This window comes from Fructilactobacillus carniphilus, from assembly GCF_024029675.1.
Lineage (GTDB): Bacteria > Bacillota > Bacilli > Lactobacillales > Lactobacillaceae > Fructilactobacillus > Fructilactobacillus carniphilus.
In genome coordinates this window covers 1,004,186-1,030,430 of record NZ_CP097121.1, presented here as the reverse complement: position 1 = coordinate 1,030,430, position 26,245 = coordinate 1,004,186, and the positions used below count along the sequence as shown (strand labels likewise).

The window sequence follows — 26,245 nt, the reverse complement described above, 5'->3', positions numbered from 1 at the left end:
TTTTGATGATTAGGAGTAATAACTATGGCTGTAATGAATGCAAAAGAAATTATGGATTTAATTCCAAACCGGTACCCGATTCTGTTTATTGACCGGGTCGACGAAATGACTCCGGGAGAATCAATCGTTGCTACCAAAAATGTGACGATTAACGAGGAGTACTTTCAGGGACACTTCCCCGGTAACCCGGTCATGCCAGGGGTCTTAATTATTGAATCGATGGCACAAGTGGCATCGATTTTGATTTTAAGTACTCCTGAGTTTGAAAACAAAACGGCTTACCTCGGCAGCATTAAAAACGCCAAATTCCGCCGGATGGTGGAACCAGGTGACGTGTTAACCTTCAAGGTAACCATGGATAAGGTGAGAAACCGGACGGGATCCGTTTCCTGTGTGGCCTATGTGGGCGAAGAAAAAGCGTGTGAAACGAAGCTAACGTTTATCGTGGATCAACAAGAAAGAGAATAACATGACAAGTTACGCGATTAAGGCCGCGGCGCTGGCAGTACCAGAGCGGGTGGTTACTAATCATGACTTAGAACAAATAATGGATACCTCTGATGAGTGGATTAAACGACGAACGGGAATTGAACGTCGTCACATTGCGGTGGCAGAAACCAACGCCTCGTTAGCGACCAAAGTGGCTCGCCAGTTAGTGGAACAAGCCCAAATGGATGTCCATCGATTGGACTATATCATCGTGGCCACCATGTCACCGGATCACCTGACCCCGGCAGTAGCTGCCGAAGTTCAAGGAGCGCTGGGAGCGACTAACGCAGTAGCGTTTGATGTGAATGCGGCTTGTTCCGGGTTTGTGTACGCCACGGATGTCATGAATTCGTTGCTGGCTAAATTGCCGGGTGGAACGGGAATTGTGATTGGGAGTGAACGGCTGAGCAAGCTAGTTGACTGGCATGATCGTTCTACCGCAGTCCTGTTTGGCGACGGAGCAGCCGGGGTTTTGGTTACAAACGACGGGAGTGCTTCGCAAGTGATGGGAGCTGATTTAAAGACCGCCGGGGACTTAGGTTCCTCACTGACTGCCGGTCAAATGGTGGAAAAGACTCCTTTTGGCAACGGTAATTTGGATGCACGGCACCGTTTTTTTCAAATGGATGGGCACGTGGTGTATAACTTTGCGACCCGTCAGGCGCCGGCTTCCATTCGGCGGGCCACGGAACAGGCCGGCTTGGACTTGTCGGACATTAAGTACTTTGTGATGCACCAGGCGAACGCACGGATTGTCAAACGGGTTGCAAAAAAACTCGATTTGCCAGACCAGCGCTTTCCGATTAACATTACTGAATATGGAAATACTGCGGCCGCCAGTGAACCGATTTTATTGGCAGAACTGATTAATCAGCACCAGATTCAGCGGGGTGACTACATTGCCTTGACTGGTTTTGGTGGCGGATTAACGGTCGGAACTGTTATTATTAGATACTAGATTAAGATTTAATTAAGAGGAGAATAACCAATGAGTGAAACTAGTAAAGATCAAATTTTAGCTAAGATTAAAGAAATTGTGGCAGACCAAACTGATGACGTCGATGTTAACGACATTACGTTAGAAACTAACTTTAAAGATGGTTTGGACCTTGATAGCCTAGACATCTTTGAAATCGTGGACGCCCTAGAAGACGAATACGACATCGAAATTGACGGTGACGAAGGAATTGAAACAGTTGGTCAGTTAGTTGATTACGTTGACCAACAAGTTAACCAAGCTAAATAAACGCACGATTAGATTGAGGCCTCTATGACAAAAATAGGTTATTTATTTAGTGGGCAGGGAAGTCAGTTTCCGGACATGGGGATGGACCTCTATGAAGCAGAACCGTTGTACCGAGCTGCCATTGACCAGGTCCAGACGACGCTCGGAATTGATTTGACCGATGCCCAGCAACTGAATGATCCGAACAACGTGCAAGTTGCCATTTTGGCCATGAGCTACGGACTTAGTCAGGTGCTTACTGCCGCTGGTTTAGCCCCTCAGGCCATGATTGGTTTGAGTTTAGGTGAATATAGTGCCTTAGTTGCTAGTGGCGCGCTGGTTTACCCAGATGCGCTAGCCCTAGTCCATGATCGGTCCCGGTACATGGCAGAAGCCGGTGCTGCTCAACCCGGCTCCATGGCGGCGGTTTTAAAGCTTGATCCGCAAACGGTGACGGAGGTCGTTAATGATCTCCCTGACGTTTATCCGGCTAATTACAATACCCCGTTCCAGACAGTGATTGGCGGAACTAAAGCAGGGGTGGCTGCGGCCACGGAACAGTTGAAGGCCGCTGGGGCTAAACGAGTGGTGCCCCTGCCGGTAGCGGTTGCTTCCCACACCCCGTTAATGAAATCAGCGAGTGCTAAGTTGCAACAACGCTTGAAGCCGGTATCCGTGCATGACTGGACGGTACCAGTGATTAGTAATACGACAGAACAGCCGTTTACTACAGCGACATTAAAGACCACGTTGACGCACCAACTGGTGCAACCAACTCACTTTCAAGCAGATTTAGAGTATCTCAACCATACGACGGATGTTGATACGTTGGTTGAAATCGGACCGGGCGAAACGTTGACCCGGTTTGCTAAGAAAATTGTCCCTGATTTGGCGACCTATCATGTCGATAGCGTAGCCACGTTAGCCAAGGTACAAGCTGAATTACAGACGGAGGTCACAAAATGACGACAACGAAACAGGTAGTGCTGGTGACGGGTGGAACCAAAGGAATTGGGTTAGCAACTGCCCAAGAATTAGCGACGGAAAACCGCCAGGTAGTTCTGAATTCCCACCGGGAACTTAGTGCTGATGAAGTAGCTGCTTTACAAGCGGAATTTTCCACTCCAGTAGAAATTGTAACTGGAGACGTTGCCAAGGAAGAAGACGCGGACCGGATGGTGCAAACGGTCCTGGATAAGTACGGGCGGCTGGATGTGTTAGTTAATAACGCCGGACAAACGCAGGACAAGTTAATGACGCGGATGACGGAAGCCTCATTTAAGGACGTGTTAGACACCAACCTGGTTGGGACGTTTAACATGTCCAAATTTGCGTTAAAGGTCATGCAAAAACAACGTTCTGGTGTGATTGTAAACATGTCTAGTATTGCCGGAACCCATGGTAATCTAGGCCAAGCAAACTATTCTGCTAGTAAAGCCGGAATTGTGGGCTTAACGAAAACCACGGCGCGCGAAGGATCGTTGCGGGGGATTCGGTGTAATGCGGTTGCTCCCGGGATGATTAAGACCGCGATGACCGCTAAGTTAAGTGATAAAATTGTAAAACAATTTGAAAATGAAATTCCGTTAAAACGGTTTGGAGACGTGCAAAACATTGCCAAAACGGTCGCCTTTTTGGTCGATAACGACTACATTACGGGGCAAGTAATTACCGTTGATGGTGGATTAACCATGTAAGTTCTGCAGTTTCTTATAAGGAGGAAACTTGTGAGTAATCGAGTAGTAGTAACAGGAATGGGAGTTGTTTCCCCAGTCGGCAATACAGCTGATGAATTTGTCGATAACATTTTGGATTCTAAAAATGGGATTGGTCCCATTACCAAGTTTGATGCTAGTGAAACCGGGATCTCAGTGGCCGCTGAGGTGAAAGACTTTGATCCGGGTAAACGGCTCAGCAAACGCGACTACAAGCGACTAGATCCTTACGCACAATATGCCCTATATACGGCTAAAGAAGCGATGGACCAAGCGGGATTGGTATTAAACGAAAACTACCAACCAGAAGATTTAGGGGTCATTTACGGAACTGGAATCGGTGGAATTTCAACCATCGAAGAACAACTGCAAAAGGCCTTTGAAAAAGGACCACGCCGGGTATCTCCTTTATTCGTTCCCAAAGCGATTTCTAATATGGCGGCCGGAAACGTATCAATGTACTTTGACGCCCAAAACACATCGCAAACGGTGGTTACAGCTTGTGCTTCTGGAACCAACGCGGTGGGGGATGCCTTTGAATACATCAAGAATGGCAAGGCCAAGATTATGATTGCCGGAGGAACGGAAGCCGCCGTTAGTATGATGGGAATTGCTGGATTTGCGGCTCTGACGGCTTTATCGACTTCAGAAGATCCAGAAAAAGCCTCCCTCCCATTTGACGTGAACCGGAACGGATTTGTGCTGGGTGAAGGGGCCGCTTCGTTAGTCTTAGAAGACTATGACCACGCGAAAGAACGCGGGGCCCACATCTTAGCTGAAATCGTTGGTTACGGAACGACCAGTGATGCTTACCACTTAACCGCTCCTGATCCAGAGGGAAAAGGGGCCATCATGGCGATGAAACAAGCGTTAAATGAAGGTGGCATTGCTCCGGAAGAACTCGATTATGTAAATGCTCACGGGACGGCGACGCATGCTAATGATGTTGCTGAAGCTTCTGACATTGAAAAATTGTTTAAGGATAACGATCACTTAAAGACAAGTTCCATCAAGGGAATGGTAGGGCACTCACTAGGAGCCGCTGGTGGTTTAGAGGCTGCCATTCTGGTTGGAGCCTTACAACGGGGTCAAATGCCCGTCAACGTTGGTCTGTACGAACAAGATCCTGAAGTCCACATTCAGTTAGTTAACGATGATAACAAACAGGCTCCCATTAAAACGGCCATCAGTAACTCCTTTGGTTTTGGGGGTCACAACGCTGTGATTGCAATGAGAAAGTGGGAAGAAGATTAATGAATGAAGCTGATATTGAAAGGTTATTAGCCAAATTTGATCAATCAAGCTTACAAGAGTTAAAAATCGATGGGGATGGAGTGAACGTTTACTTTAGTAAACAAAGTACGCCAGCTCCCCAAGTGGACGCTGATAATGAAACTTCGTCCGAAGCTATGGCGCAAACTGGTTCGCAAACAGCCGCTCCGTATCAATTGAAAGCGCCGATGGTCGGTCTGGTTTACATGGCTCCAAGTCCAGACAAACCAGCTTATAAAGAAATTGGGGACCACGTGAAAAAAGGGGAAACCATTTGTGCCATCGAAGCCATGAAATTAATTAACGAAGTGAAAAGTCCTGTGAGTGGAATTATCAAAAAGCGGCTGTTTTCAGACGGTGAAATGGTTGAGTACGAACAGCCATTGTTTGAGATTGAGGAGGACTAGCATGGAGTATAAGGTAAGTGACTTTATTCCCCAACGGTATCCCTTTGAAATGATTGATAAGATTGTGGCGGTTACTCCGGGGGAAAGTGCGCAAGCCCAAAAGAACATCACGATGAACGAGTGGTATTTTTCAAACGGAAACCAACTATCGTTGCCGCATCCCATCATTTTGGAATCCCTAGCGCAAACTGGAGTAGTAGCCATTTTATCCATGCCCGAACATCACAAACAGAACGTCTTCTTTGGCGGGATTAAGCAGGCGGAGTTTAAGGATGAAATGCGTCCCGGTGACGTCTTGCAACTTAAGGTCCAGTTAACCAAGTTGAAACGAAACATCGGGGTTGGTCACGGTGAAGTAATCCGTGACGGCGAAGTCATTGTGACTGCTGATCTCATGTTTGCCATTGAAGCGTAGGGTGAAGTTGATGATAAAAAGGGTTTTAATTGCTAATCGGGGCGAAATTGCGGTCCAGACCATTCGGGCTCTGCATGAAATGGATCTGCAGGCGGTGGCCGTCTATTCGACAGCTGACCGTGATAGCCTATTCGTTCAAATAGCAGATCAAGCCGTTTGCATCGGGAGTGGTTTGCCCCAGGACTCGTATTTGAACATGGGCGCCATTTTGGATGCTGCCGTTTTAACTGGTTCAGATGCCATTTTCCCAGGTTACGGTTTTCTAGCGGAAAACAGCGAATTTGCTGAGTTATGTCAAGACTATGGAGTGAAGTTCATTGGTCCCAGTGCGGAAGTCATCAATTTAATGGGAAACAAGGCGAACGCCAAGGAAACCATGAAAAAACTGGATGTTCCCACGATTCCGGGTTCCGATGGCTTCGTAGATTCTTTAGCAGATGCTAAACGAATTGCCGCAGAAATTGGCTATCCCGTGATGTTGAAAGCAGCCGCAGGTGGGGGCGGGAAAGGAATTCGCCAGGTTAATAACCAGACGGAACTGGTCCAAGCCTATACCGATACCAAGCGGGAAAGCCAGCTGTCTTATGGAGACGACCGGCTCTACTTAGAAAAAGATTTATCAGACGCTAAACACATTGAGATGCAAGCAATTGCTGATCAACACGGTCACGTCGTTTACTTTCCAGAGCGAGATTGCTCGTTACAACGTAACCACCAAAAGATTTTGGAAGAATCGCCTTGTCCAGAACTTAGTGAAGCAGAACGAGCTCACATGGGTGAAGTCGTGGTTCGGGCCATGCGGGGGATTCACTACGAGAATACGGGAACTTTCGAATTCTTGATGGATCCTGAGCATCATTTTTACTTCATGGAAATGAACACGCGGCTTCAAGTTGAACATACGATTACAGAAGAAGTCGCAGACGTAGAATTAATCAAAGCCATGATTATGGTAGCCAACGGTGATGATTTGCCGTTTCGACAAGCCGATTGTGGTGTGCATGGCTATGCTCTAGAGTGTCGGATTAATGCCGAAGATCCTACACAAAACTTTCAACCCTGTGCTGGAAAAATCACGAAGTTACATTTTCCGGTGGGAACGAAAGGAGTTCGGATTGATTCTGGAGTTGAAGTGGGAAGTCTGATTTCGCCATTTTACGATTCGATGATTGCAAAAATCATCGTACACATGCCGACGAAACCGGCTGCCGTTGCCAAGATGATTCGGGTTCTGCGTGAATTTGAAATTGAAGGGGTCAAAACCAACCGAGAATTCTTGCTAGCAGTGCTGCAAGATCAACATTTTCAAACGGGTGACTTCAATAACCTCTATATTGAGAACGTCTTTTTGAAGGATTGGATGAAACAAAATGGACCAAAATAACGCGAAACAACCGAGTCCTGCTGAGTTACAAAAACGAATGGATCAGATTCCAGACGTGTGGACGAAGTGTCCGATTTGCGGCACCATGATTTATAAAAAGCGGTTTGACCGGTTTAAAGAGTGTCCCAATTGTTACTACGGTTTTCGATTAGGTGCTCAGGAACGGGTTGCTTTGTTGTGTGACGATTTTACTCCAGTAAATCAGGAACTTCAGGCTCCCGAACAATTTCAAGATCCGAAATACCTAGCCAAGTTGGCCCAAGCACGTAAGGTCACTGGTTTAAACGAAGGAGTTTTAACTGGAACTGGAACCATTGCCGGTCATCGAGCGGCCATTGGGGTCATGGACTGGCGTTTTATCATGGGTAGTCTCGGGAGTACGACCGGTGAATTACTGGCGCGCTTATTTGAGTTTGCAACGGAGCAGCAACTACCAGTTATTATTTTTACCGCTTCTGGTGGGGCTCGAATGCAGGAAGGAATTCATTCCCTGATGCAGATGGCCAAGGTATCAGAAGCAGTTGCCGAACATAGTCGAGCTGGTTTGGTTTACATTAGCTATTTATGTGATCCGACGACAGGGGGAGTAACCGCTAGCTTTGCAATGGAGGGCGATTTATTGCTTTCTGAACCGCACGCTTTGATTGGATTTGCCGGGCGCCGGGTGATTGAACGCACGATTCAACAGGTGCCTCCGAAGGACTTTCAACGGGCTGAAACGTTGTTAGAACACGGCTTTTTAGATGCCATTGTTCCGCGACGTGAGATGTTAAACACTCTTGGTCAGATTCTAGCAATTCACGAAGGCGGTGGTTGGAATGGCTAAAACAACGGCCTTTGATCGGGTGCTGCAAGCTCGTTCAGAGGATAAAATCAGCATTAAGGACTTAATTGCAGGTCTGACCGATAACTTTTTGGAACTACACGGTGATCGGGCTTATGGTGATGATTCAGCCGTTTACGGCGGAATTGGTCAGATGAACGGTCGTCCCGTGACAATGGTCGGAATTCGCAAGGCCGATGACCAAAAGAATGCCGCGGAAGTTCACTTTGGATCTGCGGAACCGGATGGATATCGCAAAGCCTTACGACTGATGAAGCAAGCGGAAAAATTTAACCGGCCCGTGGTTACACTAGTGAATACTCCAGGGGCTTATCCTGACGTGGAAGCTGAGTATCACGGTCAGGGTTACATGATTTCCCAGTTGATTATTCAAGGAATGCAACTGAAGGTACCCTACATCTCCATTATCGTGGGAGAAGGAGGTAGTGGTGGTGCACTCGCATTAGCAGTGGGAGACACCGTTTGGGCCTTTGAAGAAAGCATCTATTCTGTGTTGTCACCAGAGGGTTACGCCACGATTTTATGGAAAGACGCCAGCCGGGTACGTGAAGCAGCTGAAGTGATGAAATTAACTCCAGATGATTTGCTCCAACAGGGAATTATTGATCGAATTATTCCAGAAGTCCGGACGGATTCCCAAATCAAGCAGTTAAAAAGTGAATTGTTTGGTAAAATAGAAGAGATAAGTGCGCTGCCACAAACTGAGATGTTACAAAAACGGTTTGAACGGTATCGCAACTTTTAACTTAGTTGGCTAACTAATGGATTAATTTCCGTTAGTTAGTTTTGTGTTTTTTAAATTAGAAACTGAAAGGATGACCAAGAACCATGGCTGCTAATTTATTAGAAGGTAAAAAAATTGTCATCATGGGAGTGGCAAACAAGAAAAGTATTGCCTGGGGCTGTGCCCGTGCTGTTACAGAATTAGGTGGGCAAGTAATCTTAACCTACCAAAATGACCGGATGAAAAAGAGTTTAGACCGGTTTGTCGATCCAGATACGCCGATGTTTGAATGTGACGTGGCTGACGACAACAACGTTGAAAAAACGTTTACAGACATTCATGCTCAATTTGGTAACATTGATGGAGTGTTACACGCCATCGCATACGCAGATAAAGAAACTTTACAAAACGGAGTGATTAACACGAAGGAAGCTGGGTTTAACCTTGCTCAAGACGTAAGTGCTTACTCCTTAATCTCTGTGACGCGTTATGCTAGCAAAATTTTGAACAACCCAGGGAGCATCGTTACGATGACTTACATGGGTTCTACTTACGCGATTCCAAACTACAACATCATGGGAATTGCCAAGGCCTCCTTGGAAGCCGAAGTTCGTTACCTGGCGACGGAACTTGGTGAAGCTGGAGTGCGGGTTAACGCCGTTTCCGCTGGAGCTGTGCGGACGTTGGCTGTGACGGGGGTTAAAGGACACGGAGACCTCTTGAAGGAATCAGAATCCCTCACAACCGACGGTAAGAGTGTTTCAAAGTTAGAAATTGGGAACGCCGTGGCCTTCTTGTTAAGTGACTTAGCAACGGGAATTACGGGGGACGTTATTTATGTTGATAAAGGAGTCCACCTGTTTAATACTTAGGTTCATTCATGATTAATTTAGAGCAAAGTTATTTGTTAGCTCAAACCGGGTTAGATATGCAACATCTGCATCTGTTTGCCGAAGTGGATTCAACTATGACGGTGGCGGAACGGCTTAGATTACCCGGAATTCATTTGATTGCAGCAGACCGGATGACAGCCGGTCGCGGACAACGAGGTCATTCATTTACGGCGCCGGCCACGGGGGTTTATGTGACAATTGTCATTCCCGTCCGGCCCGTTTTTTTGCAACAACCAGGATTATTGACAATGGGCGTGGCTGCTGCCACCCATCAAGTGCTAGAAACCGTACTTCGGGTGACAACTTCGTTAAAATGGATTAATGATCTTTATTTACACAATCACAAGGTTGGGGGGATTTTGGTTGAGCTGAAAAGTGATGCCCAGAATCAACCAGAAAGCTTTATGATTGGAATTGGTTTGAATTTAGCCCCCCACCACTCATTAGCTACCGTAAACGCCACTGCCCTTAGTACGACGATGGCGGCCAAAAACCAGTTGATTGCTGCTCTGTACAAGCAGGTGGTGAATTTTAGTGTCCATCCTAACTTGCAACGCGTTCGTGATTGTTACAATCAACATTTGTTGTGGCGGGGGCAACTAGTTCAAGTCCAGCTAGGTAATCAGCTAAAACGGGGATTACTTCAAGGGTTAGATCAGCAACTGCGGTTAGAGTTGGTTGATCAAAATGGTCAGTTACACCATCTTACTCCAGAGGAGGCAACCCACCTTCGTCCGGTTCAGCAATAACAACGAAAAATGCAAGAGAAGAGGGATCCAGGTGAAATTAAATCGGCAACAGAAACGGGAACAGACGCGTCAGCGCATTATCTTAGGCCTATTTGAGTTAATGTTGGAAAAGAATTACGCAGACATCACCGTGAAGGCGATTTGCAAGCAGGCGAACGTATCGCGAATGACCTTTTATCGGAACTTCCACACCAAGGAAGAAGTGATTAAGGGTCAATTTGAGATGGTTTATGATCATTTCATCCAACGACTGGCTACCCAGAAGTATTTAGCCTTTTACGACGTTGCGACAACTTTTTTCACGTTAATTAAGGAAAATAAGTTGATGATGGAAGCATTGGTACAAAATAATTTAACCAATCTGCTGTTGGAATCCCTCTCGACTTACATTAAAACCCTGGTGGATCAGCAAATTTTGATTACTCGAGAGCAATCTTCCCAGTTTTTGGTAGCCATGATTTCCGGGGGATTAACCGAAGTGATTGTGGTCTGGACTAAGAATGATATGCAACAATCGGTTGAAGAACTCGTGATTTTTGCGTCCAAGTACATGCACTTAAAATAAAAAATCAGAAACAAAAAGCGATTGCCAGACGCATAGTCCAGCAATCGCTTTTTATGTGATGTGAGGCAACAAAAAAAGGATTCACGATTGTGAATCCTTTTTGTAAAGGCTAATTAGTCTTCAACGGGAGTAACGTTAGCAGCTTGTGGGCCACGGTCGCCATCTTCAACGTCTAAAGTAACCTTTTCGCCTTCATCAAGGGTTTTGAAACCATCTTTGTTGATAGCTGAGAAGTGAACGAATACGTCACCATCTTCAGTTGTAATAAAACCGTAACCCTTGTCAGCGTTAAACCATTTAACAGTACCTTGCTTCATAATATGAAACCTCCATAAAAAAATATAAATTTAATGTTGCTTTAGTTTGAATCTAATAAGGAAGTCATTCCATATAAAATAAAACAAGAAACCTTAAAAACTCGAAACCTATCAAACATTGACCTTAGTATAACACGGCTCATCACAAAGTCAACACTAATGGATGATTTCTTTTCTTAATCAAAACCGCCCTGCTTTACCGTAGCTACCGGAAACCGTACAATGAAAGCTAATAGAATGGAGGAATTTAACTTGCAAACATTAGTCATTGTAGCTCATCCTGAGTACGAAGATTCGAGCACCCAGGCTTTTTTAAACCGGGCTCAAGCAGATTTAGATACGGTCACTTGGCACAGACTAACGGATAATAATGAACCATTAGCCGTTGCGTCAGAACAACAACGGCTGTTGCAGGCCGACCGCATTATTTTTCAGTTCCCCATGTATTGGTACAGCGCCCCGGCGCTTTTAAAACAATGGGAGGATGACGTGTTAACCCGGGCGTTTACCTTTGCCAGCGAACGAGGAAAATTAGTCGACAAACAGTTGGGCATCGTTACGTCACTGGGTTATCCCGAACAAGAGTTTCAAGCAGGTGGGACGGAAGGCTTTAGCATCTCGGAAGTTTTAACTCCGTACCGGGCGTTGGCGCACCACGCTGGCATGCAGTTTCTAAAACCGCTGGTGATTAATCAATTTGCGTACCTAACGGACGCGGAGCAAGCGCAGTTACTAATTGAATATCAACAATATTTAACTGCTTCCCAACCGTTGCATTTTCAGCAACGGGTAAAATGGATGATTAAGCAGTTACAAAAGTGGCAAGTTAGTCAACCGCAAGCCCAGCAGCAACGAATTCAGCTCATTATTGACCAACTGCAAGAGCAGCAAGAACATTTGGACGATTTGAAGGAGCAAATTAAATTAATTCGCCAAGCAGAGGAGGGATAGTCATGGATACCGAGAAGTGGTTATTAGCTGAGTTAACAGAACTAGAAAATACGACTCAGAATGAACCAATCACAACGAAGGCCCTGTTACAGGCCACACAACAATTGGTGCATGTACAGGCTGTCCGAATTGAACAAGCCGAAGCTGAGCTTGACGGCCGGATTTGGAGTCCCTCCAAGTGGTAAAAAAATAAACCTAGCAGTTAGCTAGGTTTATTTTTAGTTGTTAGTTAGCGGCCCAATGGTTGATTGGACCAAACTGGTGCCCGACGTTAATCCCGTCTTTGATGCAGGCATCAACGTATTCCTTGGCACTCCGAATTGCAGTTTCAACGGACTTGCCTAATCCTAACTCTGCCGTAATTGCAGCGGATAGGGTATCACCAGTTCCGTTCTTATGAGTGGTTTCATAGTATGGTTCTGTCATTTTGAAGGACTGACCATTTTCCAATAAAACGTAGTCGGTCACCGTTTCCTGGGTTGTTTGGTCGTGCCGACCTTTAACCATGACGTTGCGGGCCCCCATTTCCTGGAGCTTGTGGGCTGCCTTTTCTTGAAAATCAGGCAGTTCGGGATCCAAACCACTAAGTTTAACGGCTTCAAAGAAGTTCGGGGTTAAAACCTCAGCCAGGGGAATTAATCGTTGAACGAGCGTCTCGTATGCTGCTTGTTCGAGTAACATATCTCCATGTTTTGTAATGATAACGGGATCAACCACGAGGGGACCGAAATCATATTTTTCGTAGTTGTCAGCCACGGTATTAATGATGTCAGCATCGGCTAGCATCCCGGTTTTAGCGGCTCGAATGTGGAAGTCGTCGGCGAGATCCTTAAATTCCTGACTAATGAAATCGGCGTCCATGTTAACTCCTGCGTGAATTCCAAAGGAGTTTCCCGCCACACAGGCAGTGATGATGGTTGCTCCGTAAACTTGTTTAGCAAAAAAGGTTAAAAGGTCGGCTTGCATGCCGGCACTACCATCACTATCGCTCCCGGCAATGGTGACAACTTGGGGATAATCATTGAGCATAAGAGACACACCTTCCTGAAGAAATTTGATTTTTCTACGTTGGATGTATTATAATACATAGAGCTGTTATTTGTAAGTCTAAAGTAAAGGAGTGTTCATCATGAGAATTTGTCATCCAAATGGTGTCCAAGGTCGGCGTCCAATTGACCAGAAAAAACGTAAAAAAGAAGAAAAACGAGTTGCAGATTTACAAAAGTTTTTAAAACAAAAACCTGCTGCTAAGTAAATTAAAAAGGGATTACGAATTGCTATCGTAATCCCTTTTTCTATTTCTTGGCTTTCGTCGCCTTCACAATTTCCTTTTTCTTCAATTTAGACATGGCGCGCAATTGATCCTTGAGTTCATTGATCTCTGCGGCGTGACTCTCTTTCCATTTGGCAAATGAATTATTGGAGTCCGTATCAGCCGGTTTTAAACCTGTATTTAGCCAAAACATTGCTTCAGAGAGACTGTTAAAATTCCGTAGCCATAACGTTTGCCCGTTTTCGGAATCAAAGGCTACGTACGAACGAGGCTTTTTCTTTAAGAAGGTGTGCCGTCTAATTTTAAAGGCTTCTCTTTTTCTGGTTAAATAGTAATCAGGCAGGATAAAACTACCGGCTGAGATTAATTGAGGAAAACGTTCATTGCGCTTAGCGTGACGATCGCGCAACATTTTCATGGCTTGGTCAGCCGTGATTAGTTTAATATTAAGCTCAGACATATTATTCTCCTCCTACTTATACTATTATTTTTACATAAAAAGCGCGTCCTGCAAAGGATTTAGACCAACTAATTCTGAAATTTTTACTTTTGACCAACGGAGGCATCTGATGACGAAGACAAAAAAGTATTATGCCGTCAAAAAGGGACGAAAACCAGGGATTTACCAGACCTGGGCGGAAGCCAAGGCACAAGTCGAGGGCTTTTCAGGAGCTCAGTACCAAAGTTTTCCAACGCAAACGGCTGCGCAGCAATTTTTGACGCAACCGACATCTCGACCAACCAAGCAACCAGCTAATCCTACTCAATCAGGTTCACACGGTCGCCCAGAAATCGTGGTTTTTACGGATGGGGGATCCCGGAACCACGGCAACGTTGCCGGCGGTCACGTCAAAGCAACTGATCCCGCCGCGTGGGCCTATCTAATTGATTGGCAGGGTCGTCAACACAGTGATTCGGATGGTGAATGGGGCGTTACTAACAATAAGATGGAAATCACGGCGTTAGTAAAAGCGTTACAATGGTTACGAGCGAACCAACTGCAACAGCGCAACGTGGGCGTGGTGTCTGACTCTAAGTACGTTTTAGATGCGATTCAAAAGGGCTGGTTGGCTGGTTGGAAACGACGGGGTTGGCGCCGGGCAACCGGGGAACTGAAGAACCAGGAACTGTGGCACGAGCTTGACGGCTTACTGGCCGAGTTTCCCCACCTGCAATTGGCCTGGACCAAGGGACACGCGACGAATCAGGGGAACATGTACGTTGACGAACGCTTAAACCAAACGATGGATCAAATGGAAAGGAAGCGCTAGGATGACAACGGAACGAGCCAAAATGACCGCTGGGGAATCGTTTAACCAGTTTGATCACGAATTAATTAAGCGCCGGATTTTAGTGCGCAAGATGTTACAAAAGATTAATAATACCCCGGATAACGAAGAACGGAACGCCATGATTAAAGGTCTATTTGCAGAGACCGGGGAAGAATTCTTCATGGAAACGGACTTGCAATTCGATTACGGATTTAACGTGCACATCGGGAATAATTTCTTTGGAAACTATCACCTGACCCTGCTTGATTCGTGCCCAATTCGGTTTGGGAAAAACTGTTACATTGGACCTAATTGTAGTTTGTACACTAACATCCATCCCTTAAATGCCAGAGACCGGATTAACGACGTGGAACTGGGAGCTCCCATTACGATTGGCGATAACGCGTGGTTTGGTGGTGGTGTAACCATTTTACCTGGAGTCACATTGGGCAATAACGTGGTCGTTGGAGCTGGGTCGGTTGTCACCAAGTCCTTTGGAGATGACGTGGTAATCGCTGGTAATCCAGCCCGGATCATTAAGCAGATTGATAACAGCAATTTGCAGGAAAAATAAAGTGTTATAATCAGAGCAATTCAGTAAAGTTGGAAATACCGCTATTAAGTTTGAATTTCGATTCACGTAGCGGTATTTTTGTATGAAAAAGCATAGCGCTTTCAGGAGGACCATTATTTTAAAGCATTTCAACATTGATAAATTCGTTTTTATCCCAACCATGGTGATTTTCGTGGTGGCGTCGGTGATTCTGATTGCCGGTGGGAGCACGTTACAGGGTGATCTAGCAACGGCGCTTGCATGGATTACCAAGCAAATGGGTTGGGCGTACATGATGGTTTACATCATTAACTTCGTTTTTTTCTTGTGGTTGATTTTTAGTAAATACGGTTCGATTAAACTGGGGGATGCCAAGTCGGTGCCCGAGTATAGTAGTTTGCAATGGGGCAGTATGGTCTTTGCGACGGCCATTGATGCCAGTATTTTAATGTTAAGCATGGTGGACCCGATTCGGTACGTTTCCCACCCAGCTTTTGGGATTAAGCCTTTTTCGGAGGATGCCTATAATTACGCGCACATGTTGGGTCAATTTGACTGGGGACCGATGGCTTGGATGATGTTTGCCCCAGCGGCCATTGCGATTGGCTACATTCTGTTTGTTAAGAAAAATAAGGTGCAACGTCTCAGTAAGTCGATTAACTTTTTGCAGGGAGATGCCAAGTGGCAGTATGCTGGGCGTCAGCTGGTGGATTTCCTGGTCGTCTTCGGCATCATGGGCGGAGTCGGTTCGTCCGTGGGAATGGAAATCCCGATTATTTCCAACGTTTTGAGTGGCTTAACGGGCTGGCCCGATAACATGGCGCTCAAAATGGGCTTGTTTGCCATCCTGTTCGTAATTTTTGCTTGGACCGTTTGGCACGGTTTGAACGGGGGAATTGACCGCCTAAGTGACATGCACATCTGGACCGCCATTTTGTTTCTAGCCTTTGTCTTACTGGTGGGACCCACGATTTACATTTTGAGTTCCGAAACCAACAGTTTAGGCCTGTTAACCAGTAACTTCGTGAAACTAAGTACCAACACGGTTCCCAACGGCACCCCTGACATTGCTAACTCCGAAACGATTTTTTACTGGGGCTGGTGGTTGTCATACATGCCCGTTATGGGATTGTTCATTGCCCGGATTTCTAAGGGCCGGACGATTCGGCAGGTCTTACTGGGAATGTTGATGTACGGTTCGGCTGGTTGTTTGAGTTTCTACGCCATCCTCGGGGGTTACTCGTTGTGGCTGCAAAAAAACGGAGTCGTAAACCTGGTCCACATTTTGAACACGCACGGACAGGCGGCCGTGATTACGGCAGTTCTAGGGACCTTGCCAATGAAGGGAATCGTGTTTGCGGTCTACTGTATTTCCTGTTTCATTTTCTTGGCCACCACGATTTCGTCTTCGGCCTACATCGTGTCGTCCTTTACGAGTCTCGAGCTGAAGGGCAATCAGGATCCAAGTCAATTGAACCGGATGACCTGGGTTGTTGTTTTTGTTCTCTTTGCCTTTGGAATCGTGGTTGTGGGTGGATTTGATACCATTCAAACGTTCTGTGCGATTGCCGGCTTTCCATTGATGTTTGTCTGCATCATGATTCTGATTTCCATTTATTACATGGTGAAAAACGACGAAGGCATTGTGTTGAAAGCCAAGGGAATGGAAGACATGCGGGTTGAAAAGAAGAAGGAAAAGATGCGACGGATTCGGGCCCGGCACATGATTGCCAAGCTGAATGCCAAGGATGACGACGATGATTAACAAGCAAAATTTTGCGGGCGCGTGTGGCGCTTTCATGCTATGATATGAACGAGGAGGTGAGATACATGGCTAAGGTAGAACCATTAGAATTCAAACGGATTTTATTGACGATTGACGCTGATGATCCAGACGCAAACGTCCGGGCCCTCAGTTACGCGGTGACGCAGGCGAAAACATTTAACGCTCAGCTCGGGATTTGTTCGGTATTAGAGGGTGGTGACATCAACATTTACGATTCTCTAACACCGAAGAAATTAGACGAGAAGCGAGATGCTTTGAACCAGGTCATTTACAAGTACGTGGATTTGGCTAAGGACTTCGGGGTAGAAAACGTCACGGCCATCGCCAGTGAAGGCGGCGACATCGACGACGAAATCTTGGATACGATTATTCCAGACTTTAAGCCCGACTTGCTCGTTTGCGGAGCTGATAAGGATGGGGAACACCATTTTTACAGCATTAGCGTGAAGTTGGCGAAAAAAGCTAAGATTTCAGTGATCGTAGTACGGTAATATTTGATAACGGTGATTTTTAAAGGCGGGCACGGACGGTGACAGAACGACTGCGACGGTTCTTTGCAACGGGAACCACGGATGAAATTACGCAACGCTTGCTAGGCAAGCTCTTGATTTACCACTCACCGCAAGGATTAATGAGTGGTTATATTACGGAGGCAGAGGCTTATCTGGGTCAACGCGATTCAGCCGCGCATGCTTATCAAGGCAAACGGACTCCTGCGAACGAAGCTCTCTATGGCGTACCCGGGACGATTTACATTTATTCGATTCATTCGCGGCTCTGCCTCGATGTGGCGGCGCAAGCGCGGGACGTTCCCGAGGGAATTTTGATTCGGGGGCTGGAACCGGTCCAGGGACGAGCATTAATGGAGCAAAATCGTGCTAAGCATGGGTATGATTTGACCAATGGTCCCGGCAAGTTAATGGAAGCCTTGGGCATCACGGATAAGCACCTGAACGAGCTGGAATTTGGGGAAACGGATTTAGACATTGATTTAGATCATGGCAAGATTCCCAAACAAATCGTGACCAGTGGTCGGATTGGCGTGAGTGACCGTGGGAGTTGGACGGAAAAACCGTACCGCTTCTACGTTGCCGGTAATCCGTACGTTTCCAAGTTACCGAAACGCGACTTTGACTTAAAAAATCACGGTTGGAAAAATTAACCCCAACAAACGCAGGGGCCTAATTAAATTTAGGCCCCTGCGTTTTTAGTTCGAAAAAGTTTGAAGAATTGGGATTAAAGCCGAACCATTTTACAAAACAGATTGAGATAATCCAGAATTAACCGTATAATAAGAGGCATCGACAAGAATTAAAAGGAGAGTTTTGCTAATGAAAAGTTTATCGGTAAAAAAAGTGGTCGCCATTGGAATTGGGGCCGCCATTTTCGTGATTTTGGATCGGTTTGCTTCCATTCCGACCGGATTTCCTAACACTAATTTAGCGACAACCTACGCCTTTTTGGCCCTCTTTGCGTTGATTTATGGACCAGTGGTCGGTTTTTCGGTCGGATTCATTGGGCACGCCTTAAACGATTTTATGATGTTTGGAAACCCGTGGTGGAGTTGGGTGCTCTGTTCCGCCTTATTTGGGCTCGTGATTGGATTTTTTGGTAAGTACTTCAAGGTGAACCAAGGAATCTTTGGTTGGAAAGACGCTGTGTGGTTTAATCTGATTCAAATTGTGACCAACTACGTTCTATGGGCGTTTGTAGCTCCAACCTTAGACATCTTAATTTACAGTGAACCCGCTAGTAAGGTTTACGTGCAGGGTTTGTTATCTGGAACCTTGGACAGTATCTCCGTGGGAATCTTGGGCACCATTTTGATTAAAGCCTACGCCGCTACTCGGGTCCGCAAGGATAGTTTACGAAAAGAGTAGGAGCTTATGACTGAACCAATCATCGAATTTAGTGATTTTTCGTTTAAATATAACAGTCAGGCGGAAGCTAACCTGACGAACGTAAAGCTCGCCGTTCACCCTGGCGAAAAACTATTAATTTTAGGTCCCTCCGGAAGTGGTAAATCAACCCTGGCTAAGTGTATTAATGGCTTAATTCCAGAGGAAGATCCTGGCGATATAACGGGAACCGGGCAAATTGCCGGCCATCCGGTTGGAGGCATGTCATTGTTTGACCTTTCCTTTTCAGTTTCGACGGTTTTGCAGGACCCAGACAGTCAATTTACAGGTTTAACCGCTGCGGAAGACATCGCTTTTATGCTAGAAAACGACGCCATGCCCCAAGCCCAAATGAAGCAGGTGGTGGCCGAATGGGCTAATCGCCTGCAGATTAAGGGATTGCTAAACCAGTCGCCGCAGTCACTCTCGGGAGGCCAAAAGCAAAAGGTTTCGTTAGCCGGAGTTTTAGTCAACCAAGCACCGATTTTATTACTAGACGAACCCCTTGCAAACCTAGATCCCGTTGCTAGTCACGAAATTTTGGCACTGGTAACCAAGTTACAAGCAGAACTCGGGTTTACCCTCGTGATGATCGAACACCGCTTAGATTTAGTCTCCTCCGCCGCTTTTGATCATGCCATCGTGCTCAGTGAAGGTCGGGTAGTTAGCGATTCTGATCTGGACACATTGTTAAAAACAGAACGCTTAGAAGAAAATGGCATCGAACCGCCACTCTACGTGCGGGTGTTAAAGGCCGCCGGAATCGACGTGCAACGGCAACCGCATTTAGATCACGTCCAGCAATTAGAATTAACGCCGGCGGAATTAGGGCAAATTCGACGGTGGAGTGAAGGAGCGGTTCAGCAAGCACATTCGAAGCCTGAGGGTTCCGCATTACTGGAACTACAAAACGTTGGCTTTCAGTATCCCAACAAGAATCACGCGACCCTAGCTGGAGTAAATTGCACCATCTACCAAGGGGATTTTATTAGTGTGGTCGGACAAAACGGAGCCGGAAAATCGACTTTGATGAAGTTGATTTGTGGTTTTTTGCGCGGCACGGGGACGATTACGTGGCAGGATAAGTCATTGGCAACGGCTTCCATTAAGGAAATTGCGGACCACATCGGGTACGTGATGCAGGACCCGAACCAAATGTTGTCACAAAAAACGGTTTTTGCGGAAGTGGCTCTGGGACTACGGTTACGGCAGGTAGAGCACATTGAAACTCAAGTAAACGACGTCTTACAGATTTGTGGATTATACCCATTTCGGAATTGGCCGCTCAGTGCGTTGAGTTTTGGGCAACGAAAACGGGTGACGATTGCCGCAATTTTGGTGTTACATCCGCAGCTCTTAATTTTGGATGAACCCACAGCTGGACAGGATTGGCAAACCTACACGGAAATCATGACCTTTTTGGAACAATTACACCAACAAGGAATTACCATCATGTTAATTACACATGATTTAGAACTGATGGCCCAGTATAGTAACCGGGTGTTAGTGGTGAACGATGGGAAATTAGCAGCTGACGTCACACCTAACCAATTATTACAGCAACCCGAGTTGATGAACGCTGCGCACCTTTGTTCTACCAGTTTGGCTACGTTAGCTAAGCAAGCTGGCACTACCGAAGCGGAGCTGATGATGGCATTAAAGGAGAGGGGGAAACAGCATGAATGAGGCCAATACGTTAGGGTATCATCCTGGCACCACGTTTATCTACCGGATTAACGCAGCTGCGAAGCTTCTCTTTTTCTTGATTGTGTCGGTGGCCTGCATGACGACTTTTGACACGCGCTTTTTGGTTTTAGTGGCCATTTTGTCGCTTTTAATTTTTAAGTGGTCCCACTTAAAGTGGCGACAGGTGGCGTTTGTGGTGAAGTTTATTGCCTTTTTCTCAATTTTGAACGTGATCCTGGTTTTCGTTTTTTCACCCCAATATGGAGTGCATCTTTATGGAGCTAAAACGGTGATCATTTCGGCTGGTTATTTTACGGTAACGACGCAAGAACTATTTTACCTGTTAAACGTGACCTTAAAGTACGTCTGCACGGTTCCGCTTGCATTGGTGTTCATTATGACAACCAATCCGAGTTTGTTTGCATCCAGTCTGAATCGGTTGGGGATTAGCTATAAGATTAGTTACGCGGTGGCGCTTACGCTGCGTTACATTCCAGATGTGCAACGTGAATTTGGAGACATCAAGGATGCCCAACAAGCGCGTGGGAGCGAACTTTCTTCTAAGGGAAAACTGACCACGCGCTTGCACGGGATCATCAATATCATTATTCCGTTGATTTTATCCAGTTTTGAAAATATCGACCGAATTAGTACAGCCATGCAACTGCGCCGTTTTGGCAGCAAGAAAAAACGGACGTGGTACACTGCGCAACCCTTTCGGGGGACGGATGCACTGGTATTGGGATTAGCAATCCTATTGCTGATGATTACCATTTTATTGTTTCAAGTTAATCATGGTCGTTTTTACAATCCGTTTCAGTGAAAAGAACGAGAAACAGTTTGCGGTTTAACCATTAACTGAATTTGTGGTATCATAATTAGGTAATGATACTAACGGGATATAGCTCAGTTTGGTAGAGCGCATGCTTCGGGAGTATGAGGTCGCAGGTTCAATTCCTGTTATCCCGATTATAATTACAGGTAGAGTAGGACTCGCAAGTAGCGGTCCTACTCTTTTTTTGTCTATATTGTTCACTATCACACAAAATTATATTTTACGCGATTTGGTATGATAAAGCCGTTGCTGCGCAATTATATCTAATTTTTTAGTTTTTTTAAAAGCTAAAAAGATGTTTTTTAGTTGACATGTGAATAGTTTAACAATATAATGAATTCGTAAAGTAAAGGTTTGGAAAGGGGAAACAATCATGAAAGCAGCTGTTGTGCGTCCGAACTCAGATGGGTACGTGGATGTCAAAGACGTTCAATTACGTCCCATCGAAGATCATGAAGCATTAGTTAAGATTGAATACTGTGGTTTATGTCACACTGATTTACACGTTGCTGCCGGGGACTTCGGTGAAGTTCCAGGTCGAATTATTGGTCACGAAGGAGTCGGAAAGGTCATCCAGGTCGGAAAAGACGTGGATAACCTGAAAGTGGGAGATCGAGTGTCAATCGCTTGGTTCTACTCTGCTGATGGAACCTGTCGTTACTGTGTCACTGGAAACGAAACTCTCTGTCGAAACGTTAAAAACGCTGGATTTAGCGTGGACGGTGCGATGGCGGAAGAATGTATCGTAGATGCCAAGTACGCTGTCAAAGTTCCTGACGGATTGGACCCCATCCAAGCTACTTCCTTAACTTGTGCCGGAGTAACAACTTACAAGGCCTTGAAGGAAGGGGACACCAAACCAGGTGACTGGGTTGAGATCGTCGGAGCCGGTGGGTTAGGAAACTTAGCCGTGCAACTGGCTAAACACGTTTTTGGTGCCCGGGTAGTGGTGACTGACGGTGATCCTGACAAACTGGAAGCCGCTAAGGAAAATGGCGCCGATGTGGTAATTAATCGGCACGATGACGATGCGACGGAACAAATCATTAAGGCCACTGATGGTGGAGTCGATGCTTCGATCGTAACCGCTGTTAGTGCAGCTGCCTTCACCAATGCAGTAAACGCTTTGGCTCCCAACGGAACGTTAGTTGCCGTGGCCTTGCCAAAGGGTGATATGGCCTTAAATATTGATAAGACGGTCTTAGACGGAATTAAAGTCGCGGGTTCGTTAGTCGGAACCCGGGAAGATTTGCGCGAAACCTTCCAATTTGGTGCTGCTGGTGAAGTGGAACCGATCGTTAGAACCGACAAATTGGAAAACATTAACCACGTGATTGACGACATGAAAGCCGGCAAGATTGTTGGTCGGGTAGTCTTTGATTTTACGGGCGCAACTGTCTAATTTATAGTAACAACCGGCAAAAAACCTTGCTCCTCAATCGGAGGGGCAAGTACTGCAGAACATGGAAGTAACCGGAGGAAAGAACATGTCTGACAAAAAAGAAGAAAAACAACTCAAACAAATTGACAATACCATCGACAAGATGGTGAAAAAAGCTCACGTGGCCTTAGACGAAATGAGTAGTTTTGATCAAGCTAAAGTGGACGAAATTACGCACGCCATGGTAATTGCCGGAGTCGATGCGCACCAACGCCTTGGTAAAATGGCTTACGAAGAAACTGGTCGGGGAGTCGCTGAAGACAAGGCCATCAAGAACTTATTTGCTACTGAAGAAATCTGGCACGACATTCGCAACGACAAAACGGTCGGTGTGATTGACGAAAACTCGGAAGAAGATTTGATTAAAGTGGCAGAACCATTAGGTGTCATCGCGGGAATTACACCCGTAACGAACCCAACTTCCACCACGTTGTTCAAGTCCATCATTTCGATGAAGACGCGGAACGCCATCATCTTTAGTTTGCATCCCCAAGCACTGAAATCTTCAATTGAAGCCGCTAAAATCATGCGGGATGCTGCCGTGGCCGCTGGTGCACCGAAAGACTGCATCCAATGGATTGAAGAACCAAGTCGGGAAGCTACGAATGCCTTGATTAAGCACCCAGGTGTAGCATGTACCTTGGCTACTGGTGGTCCTGGTTTAGTTAAAGCCGCTTACTCTACTGGAAAACCTGCTTTAGGGGTTGGTCCTGGTAATGGTCCGGTTTACATCGAAAAGACCGCTAAGATTCCAGAAGCCGTGAACGACATTGTGTTATCCAAGACCTTTGATAACGGGATGATTTGTGCCACTGAAAACAGTGCCGTCATTGACGATGATATTTACGACGACGTGAAGGAACAATTGGAACGTAACCGAGTTTATTTTGTTCCAGAAGACGAACAACAACAATTAACTGATGCAATGTTTGATAGCACCCGGTTAAGCGTTAAGGGTCCAATCGCCGGAGCAACCGCTCAACAAATTGCTGACATGGCAAACATCAAGGTTCCTAAAGATACCCAAGTGCTTGCCGTGGAAATGACAGGAATTGGACCAAAGTACCCGATGTCTGGAGAAAAATTATCCCCAGTAATCTCCGTTTACCGGGCTAAGGGTCACAAAGATGCCTTTGAAATCGTAAACAAGCTGCTGGACTACGGTGGATTAGGGCACACAGCTGCCATTCAAACTCGGAACGAAGAATTAGCGACGAAGTTCGGAGTTTCTGTGAAAGCCTCCCGGATTATTGTGAACTCGCCATCTGGATTAGGTGGGGTGGGGAACTTGTACAATAACATGACCCCATCCTTAACCTTAGGAACTGGATCATGGGGACAAAACTCAATTTCCCATAACGTAACGGATTACGACCTGTTGAACATCAAAACAATCGCAAAGAGAAGAAATAATATGCAATGGATTAAACTACCAAAAATTTACTTCGAAAAAAACTCCGTGCGTTACCTCAAGGATATGCCGGACATTCACAAAGCCTTTATTGTTACGAGTCCATCCATGGTTAAATACCACTACGTTGACAAGGTGCTTGACGAATTAAACGCTCGTGATGACGATGTCCAATACTACATCTTTGATGACATTCACGGCGAACCAACGACGGAAACGGTGGATGCCGGAGTATTGCAAATGCGTGGTTTCCAACCAGACACGATTATCGCCCTCGGGGGAGGATCACCGCTGGATGCTGCTAAGATGATGTGGTTAATCTACGAAAACTCGGAAACGGATTTCTTTGGTGCTAAGCAAAAATTCTTGGACATTCGGAAACGGGCTTACCGCTTTGAAAAACCAAGCAAGTCGAAGATGGTTGCCATCCCAAGTACGTCCGGAACTGGTTCCGAAGTAACACCGTTCTCAGTTATTACGGATGCTAAGTTACACATTAAGTACCCACTGGCTGATTACGCCTTAACTCCTGATGTAGCCATCATTGACCCGCAATTTGTTAAGACGGTGCCAAAGAGCACGATTGCTGCTTCTGGATTGGATGCTTTGACCCACGCCATTGAATCATACGTTTCGGTCATGGCTTCTGACTACACGCGTCCGTTGTCATTGCAAGCTATTAAGATGATTTTTGAAAACTTAACGGCTTCTTACAACGGTGACATGGAAGCTCGGGACAAGATGCACACGGCCTCAACGATTGCCGGAATGGCCTTTGCGAACGCCTTCTTGGGAATTACCCACTCCATCGCCCACAAACTCGGTGGTCAATTCGGCATTACCCACGGAATTGCGATTGCAATTACCTTGCCACACGTTATTCGTTACAACTTCAAACAACCAAAGAAGATTGCAACGTGGCCGAAGTACGAATCCTTCCGCGCTGATAAAGACTATGCAGAAATTGCTCGTTACATCGGTTTAGAAGGTAACTCGGAAGAAGAGTTAAAAGAGGCTTTGGTGCACAAAGTGATTGATTTAGCTCACTCAGTTGGCGTTACGTTGAGCTTGAAAGCCCAAGGTGTCGACCGGGAGGAATTGGAAGAAAAAGCCCAACGGTTAGCCGAATTAGCTTACGGGGACCAATGTACAACGGCCAACCCGAAGGAACCATTGATTGCTGATCTGAAAGACATCATTTTGGATGAGTACGATGGAATTGGAGTGGAAACGGAAACCGATAAAGAAGTTTAACCTAATTTAAACTAAGGTCCTCTAGCTAGGAATTCTAGCTGGAGGGCTTTTTGGTGTGATTGCTAAAAATGGTATCATTTGAGTAACTAACTGGATTGAGTAGCTGACAGGAGAACGAAAAATGTTGAACTTTATTACGGTAGGAACGGGTTTTCCCGTGGTCATGCTGCATGGATATGAACTGGACTCGACTAGCTTAATGCCACTGCTGGAGCCCTTTTTTCAAAACCAAACGCGTGCTTACCAACGGATTTACATTGACTTACCCGGGATGGGACAGTCGCGGGACCAACCCTTTATTGATTCAGCTACGACCCTCCAAATGGTGGTACAGGTTATCAAGTCGTTACAGTTACAGCGGTTTGTGACGTTAGGACAATCATACGGTGGCTATCTAGCGACAAGATTATCAAGTTACTTTCCGCAGGAATTAACGGCGCAACTACTAGTAGTTCCAATGATGGTGCCTGCAACTTCCCAACGAAAACTAGCTCAATTGCAACATACTTACGTAAGCCCGGATGCAACTCAATTTAGCAATGGTTTTGGGGAAGTAAACGTGGTCCTTAATCGATTGAAATATCGGTACTATCAACAACAGATTGCCACCGTCATGGCGAAAAATAAGAGTCCGATGTTAACCCAGGCCATGCAATCCGATCGTTATGCATTACCGGATTTAAGGGGGCAAAAGTCGGAATTAACTACCACTGCGTTGGTTGGTAAATATGACAATATCGTCGGCAACCAAGACGTGGAAAAACTTCGCCCATCCTATCCGGAATTAAAGGTAAAATGCTATTCAAACTCAGGTCATAATTTGATGATTGATGAAACGGATCGTTTTTATGCTGATCTAGCCACCTTTTTACAACAATCAGTGTAAA

31 protein-coding genes and 1 tRNA gene are annotated in these 26,245 nt (G+C 45.9%); 29 read left to right on the top strand and 3 right to left on the bottom strand.

Translation table 11 applies throughout. From position 1 onward, the window contains the following. The first annotated feature begins 24 nt into the window (after positions 1-24). The 14 genes from fabZ to M3M37_RS05200 all read left to right on the top strand — a co-directional run bounded on the left by fabZ (position 25) and on the right by M3M37_RS05200 (position 10,682). Positions 25-468, top strand: coding sequence for a 3-hydroxyacyl-ACP dehydratase FabZ (gene fabZ / locus M3M37_RS05265; RefSeq protein WP_252766387.1), 444 nt, complete (start codon positions 25-27; stop codon positions 466-468). 1 nt (position 469) lies between these two features. Beyond that, positions 470-1,447: a beta-ketoacyl-ACP synthase III gene (locus M3M37_RS05260; RefSeq protein WP_252794683.1), complete on the top strand. Its 978-nt coding sequence runs from the start codon at positions 470-472 to the stop codon at positions 1,445-1,447. A gap of 30 nt (positions 1,448-1,477) precedes the next feature. After that, a complete protein-coding gene (locus M3M37_RS05255) occupies positions 1,478-1,735 on the top strand; it encodes an acyl carrier protein (protein WP_252794681.1) in 258 nt (85 codons plus the stop codon). A 24-nt stretch (positions 1,736-1,759) separates the two neighbouring features. Next, positions 1,760-2,680 carry an ACP S-malonyltransferase gene (locus M3M37_RS05250; protein WP_252794680.1) on the top strand — a complete coding sequence of 307 codons (921 nt, stop codon included), beginning with the start codon at positions 1,760-1,762 and terminating at the stop codon, positions 2,678-2,680. After that, complete coding sequence (gene fabG, locus M3M37_RS05245) at positions 2,677-3,411, top strand: 3-oxoacyl-ACP reductase FabG (protein WP_252794678.1); 735 nt, start codon at positions 2,677-2,679, stop codon at positions 3,409-3,411. Before M3M37_RS05250 ends, fabG begins: the two co-directional genes overlap by 4 nt. A 57-nt stretch (positions 3,412-3,468) precedes the next feature. After that, a complete protein-coding gene (gene fabF, locus M3M37_RS05240) occupies positions 3,469-4,683 on the top strand; it encodes a beta-ketoacyl-ACP synthase II (RefSeq protein WP_252795926.1) in 1,215 nt (404 codons plus the stop codon). Continuing rightward, positions 4,683-5,108 carry an acetyl-CoA carboxylase biotin carboxyl carrier protein gene (locus M3M37_RS05235; protein WP_252794677.1) on the top strand — a complete coding sequence of 142 codons (426 nt, stop codon included), beginning with the start codon at positions 4,683-4,685 and terminating at the stop codon, positions 5,106-5,108. Before fabF ends, M3M37_RS05235 begins: the two co-directional genes overlap by 1 nt. 1 nt (position 5,109) lies before the next feature. Continuing rightward, positions 5,110-5,523, top strand: a complete 414-nt coding sequence (locus tag M3M37_RS05230; protein WP_252794675.1) for a 3-hydroxyacyl-ACP dehydratase FabZ family protein — start codon at positions 5,110-5,112, stop codon at positions 5,521-5,523. A 10-nt stretch (positions 5,524-5,533) separates the two neighbouring features. Further along, complete coding sequence (locus M3M37_RS05225) at positions 5,534-6,907, top strand: acetyl-CoA carboxylase biotin carboxylase subunit (protein ID WP_252794674.1); 1,374 nt, start codon at positions 5,534-5,536, stop codon at positions 6,905-6,907. Further along, entirely contained in the window at positions 6,894-7,733 is an 840-nt protein-coding gene (locus M3M37_RS05220; protein WP_252794672.1) for an acetyl-CoA carboxylase carboxyltransferase subunit beta, read from the top strand. Before M3M37_RS05225 ends, M3M37_RS05220 begins: the two co-directional genes overlap by 14 nt. Beyond that, positions 7,726-8,496, top strand: a complete 771-nt coding sequence (gene accA, locus M3M37_RS05215) for a carboxyltransferase subunit alpha (protein ID WP_252794671.1) — start codon at positions 7,726-7,728, stop codon at positions 8,494-8,496. The genes M3M37_RS05220 and accA overlap by 8 nt, the downstream gene beginning before the upstream one ends. Positions 8,497-8,579: 83 nt before the next feature. Then, positions 8,580-9,347: an enoyl-ACP reductase FabI gene (gene fabI / locus M3M37_RS05210; RefSeq protein ID WP_252794670.1), complete on the top strand. Its 768-nt coding sequence runs from the start codon at positions 8,580-8,582 to the stop codon at positions 9,345-9,347. An 8-nt stretch (positions 9,348-9,355) separates the two neighbouring features. Next, positions 9,356-10,117 (top strand): biotin--[acetyl-CoA-carboxylase] ligase, encoded by a 762-nt coding sequence (locus tag M3M37_RS05205; protein ID WP_252794668.1) that lies wholly within the window; start codon positions 9,356-9,358, stop codon positions 10,115-10,117. Between the two features lie 31 nt (positions 10,118-10,148). Next, complete coding sequence (locus tag M3M37_RS05200) at positions 10,149-10,682, top strand: TetR/AcrR family transcriptional regulator (protein WP_252794667.1); 534 nt, start codon at positions 10,149-10,151, stop codon at positions 10,680-10,682. Positions 10,683-10,795: 113 nt separating this feature from the next. On the opposite strand, the gene M3M37_RS05195 is transcribed toward M3M37_RS05200, so the two are convergent. Continuing rightward, a complete protein-coding gene (locus M3M37_RS05195; RefSeq protein WP_252794665.1) occupies positions 10,796-10,999 on the bottom strand; it encodes a cold-shock protein in 204 nt (67 codons plus the stop codon). A gap of 252 nt (positions 11,000-11,251) precedes the next feature. On the opposite strand from M3M37_RS05195, the gene M3M37_RS05190 reads away from it, so the two are divergent. Then, positions 11,252-11,950: an NAD(P)H-dependent oxidoreductase gene (locus M3M37_RS05190; RefSeq protein WP_252794664.1), complete on the top strand. Its 699-nt coding sequence runs from the start codon at positions 11,252-11,254 to the stop codon at positions 11,948-11,950. Between the two features lie 2 nt (positions 11,951-11,952). Beyond that, positions 11,953-12,135: a hypothetical protein gene (locus tag M3M37_RS05185; protein WP_252794662.1), complete on the top strand. Its 183-nt coding sequence runs from the start codon at positions 11,953-11,955 to the stop codon at positions 12,133-12,135. Positions 12,136-12,175: 40 nt separating this feature from the next. On the opposite strand, the gene thiD is transcribed toward M3M37_RS05185, so the two are convergent. Then, positions 12,176-12,979 (bottom strand): bifunctional hydroxymethylpyrimidine kinase/phosphomethylpyrimidine kinase, encoded by an 804-nt coding sequence (thiD, locus tag M3M37_RS05180; RefSeq protein WP_252794660.1) that lies wholly within the window; start codon positions 12,977-12,979, stop codon positions 12,176-12,178. A gap of 100 nt (positions 12,980-13,079) precedes the next feature. Between thiD and M3M37_RS07445 the strand changes: the two genes are divergently transcribed. Further along, positions 13,080-13,205, top strand: coding sequence for a hypothetical protein (locus tag M3M37_RS07445; protein WP_274705508.1), 126 nt, complete (start codon positions 13,080-13,082; stop codon positions 13,203-13,205). A gap of 40 nt (positions 13,206-13,245) precedes the next feature. Here the strand turns inward: M3M37_RS07445 and M3M37_RS05175 are convergent, their stop codons facing one another. Next, complete coding sequence (locus tag M3M37_RS05175) at positions 13,246-13,683, bottom strand: hypothetical protein (protein WP_252794659.1); 438 nt, start codon at positions 13,681-13,683, stop codon at positions 13,246-13,248. 109 nt (positions 13,684-13,792) lie between these two features. On the opposite strand from M3M37_RS05175, the gene M3M37_RS05170 reads away from it, so the two are divergent. The 12 genes from M3M37_RS05170 (at position 13,793) to M3M37_RS05115 (ending at position 26,244) form a co-directional block, all read left to right on the top strand. Then, entirely contained in the window at positions 13,793-14,494 is a 702-nt protein-coding gene (locus M3M37_RS05170; protein WP_252794657.1) for a ribonuclease H family protein, read from the top strand. 1 nt (position 14,495) lies between these two features. Continuing rightward, complete coding sequence (locus tag M3M37_RS05165) at positions 14,496-15,068, top strand: sugar O-acetyltransferase (protein WP_252794655.1); 573 nt, start codon at positions 14,496-14,498, stop codon at positions 15,066-15,068. 160 nt (positions 15,069-15,228) lie between these two features. Continuing rightward, on the top strand, positions 15,229-16,812 hold the full coding sequence (locus M3M37_RS05160; RefSeq protein ID WP_252795925.1) for a BCCT family transporter: 1,584 nt from the start codon (positions 15,229-15,231) through the stop codon (positions 16,810-16,812). A 65-nt stretch (positions 16,813-16,877) separates the two neighbouring features. Then, positions 16,878-17,324, top strand: coding sequence for a universal stress protein (locus M3M37_RS05155; RefSeq protein ID WP_252794653.1), 447 nt, complete (start codon positions 16,878-16,880; stop codon positions 17,322-17,324). Between the two features lie 38 nt (positions 17,325-17,362). Next, entirely contained in the window at positions 17,363-17,995 is a 633-nt protein-coding gene (locus tag M3M37_RS05150) for a DNA-3-methyladenine glycosylase (RefSeq protein ID WP_252794652.1), read from the top strand. A 169-nt stretch (positions 17,996-18,164) separates the two neighbouring features. Continuing rightward, positions 18,165-18,713, top strand: coding sequence for an ECF-type riboflavin transporter substrate-binding protein (locus tag M3M37_RS05145; protein ID WP_252794650.1), 549 nt, complete (start codon positions 18,165-18,167; stop codon positions 18,711-18,713). 6 nt (positions 18,714-18,719) lie between these two features. Continuing rightward, positions 18,720-20,417 (top strand): ABC transporter ATP-binding protein, encoded by a 1,698-nt coding sequence (locus tag M3M37_RS05140; protein ID WP_252794649.1) that lies wholly within the window; start codon positions 18,720-18,722, stop codon positions 20,415-20,417. Beyond that, entirely contained in the window at positions 20,410-21,240 is an 831-nt protein-coding gene (locus tag M3M37_RS05135) for an energy-coupling factor transporter transmembrane component T family protein (RefSeq protein WP_252794647.1), read from the top strand. The genes M3M37_RS05140 and M3M37_RS05135 overlap by 8 nt, the downstream gene beginning before the upstream one ends. A gap of 72 nt (positions 21,241-21,312) precedes the next feature. Further along, positions 21,313-21,386 (top strand) — tRNA-Pro (locus tag M3M37_RS05130). A 239-nt stretch (positions 21,387-21,625) separates the two neighbouring features. Continuing rightward, complete coding sequence (adhP, locus tag M3M37_RS05125) at positions 21,626-22,654, top strand: alcohol dehydrogenase AdhP (protein ID WP_252794646.1); 1,029 nt, start codon at positions 21,626-21,628, stop codon at positions 22,652-22,654. An 85-nt stretch (positions 22,655-22,739) separates the two neighbouring features. Next, on the top strand, positions 22,740-25,358 hold the full coding sequence (gene adhE, locus M3M37_RS05120; RefSeq protein ID WP_252794644.1) for a bifunctional acetaldehyde-CoA/alcohol dehydrogenase: 2,619 nt from the start codon (positions 22,740-22,742) through the stop codon (positions 25,356-25,358). A 121-nt stretch (positions 25,359-25,479) separates the two neighbouring features. Further along, entirely contained in the window at positions 25,480-26,244 is a 765-nt protein-coding gene (locus M3M37_RS05115) for an alpha/beta fold hydrolase (protein WP_252794642.1), read from the top strand. The last annotated feature ends 1 nt before the right edge of the window (position 26,245 follow it).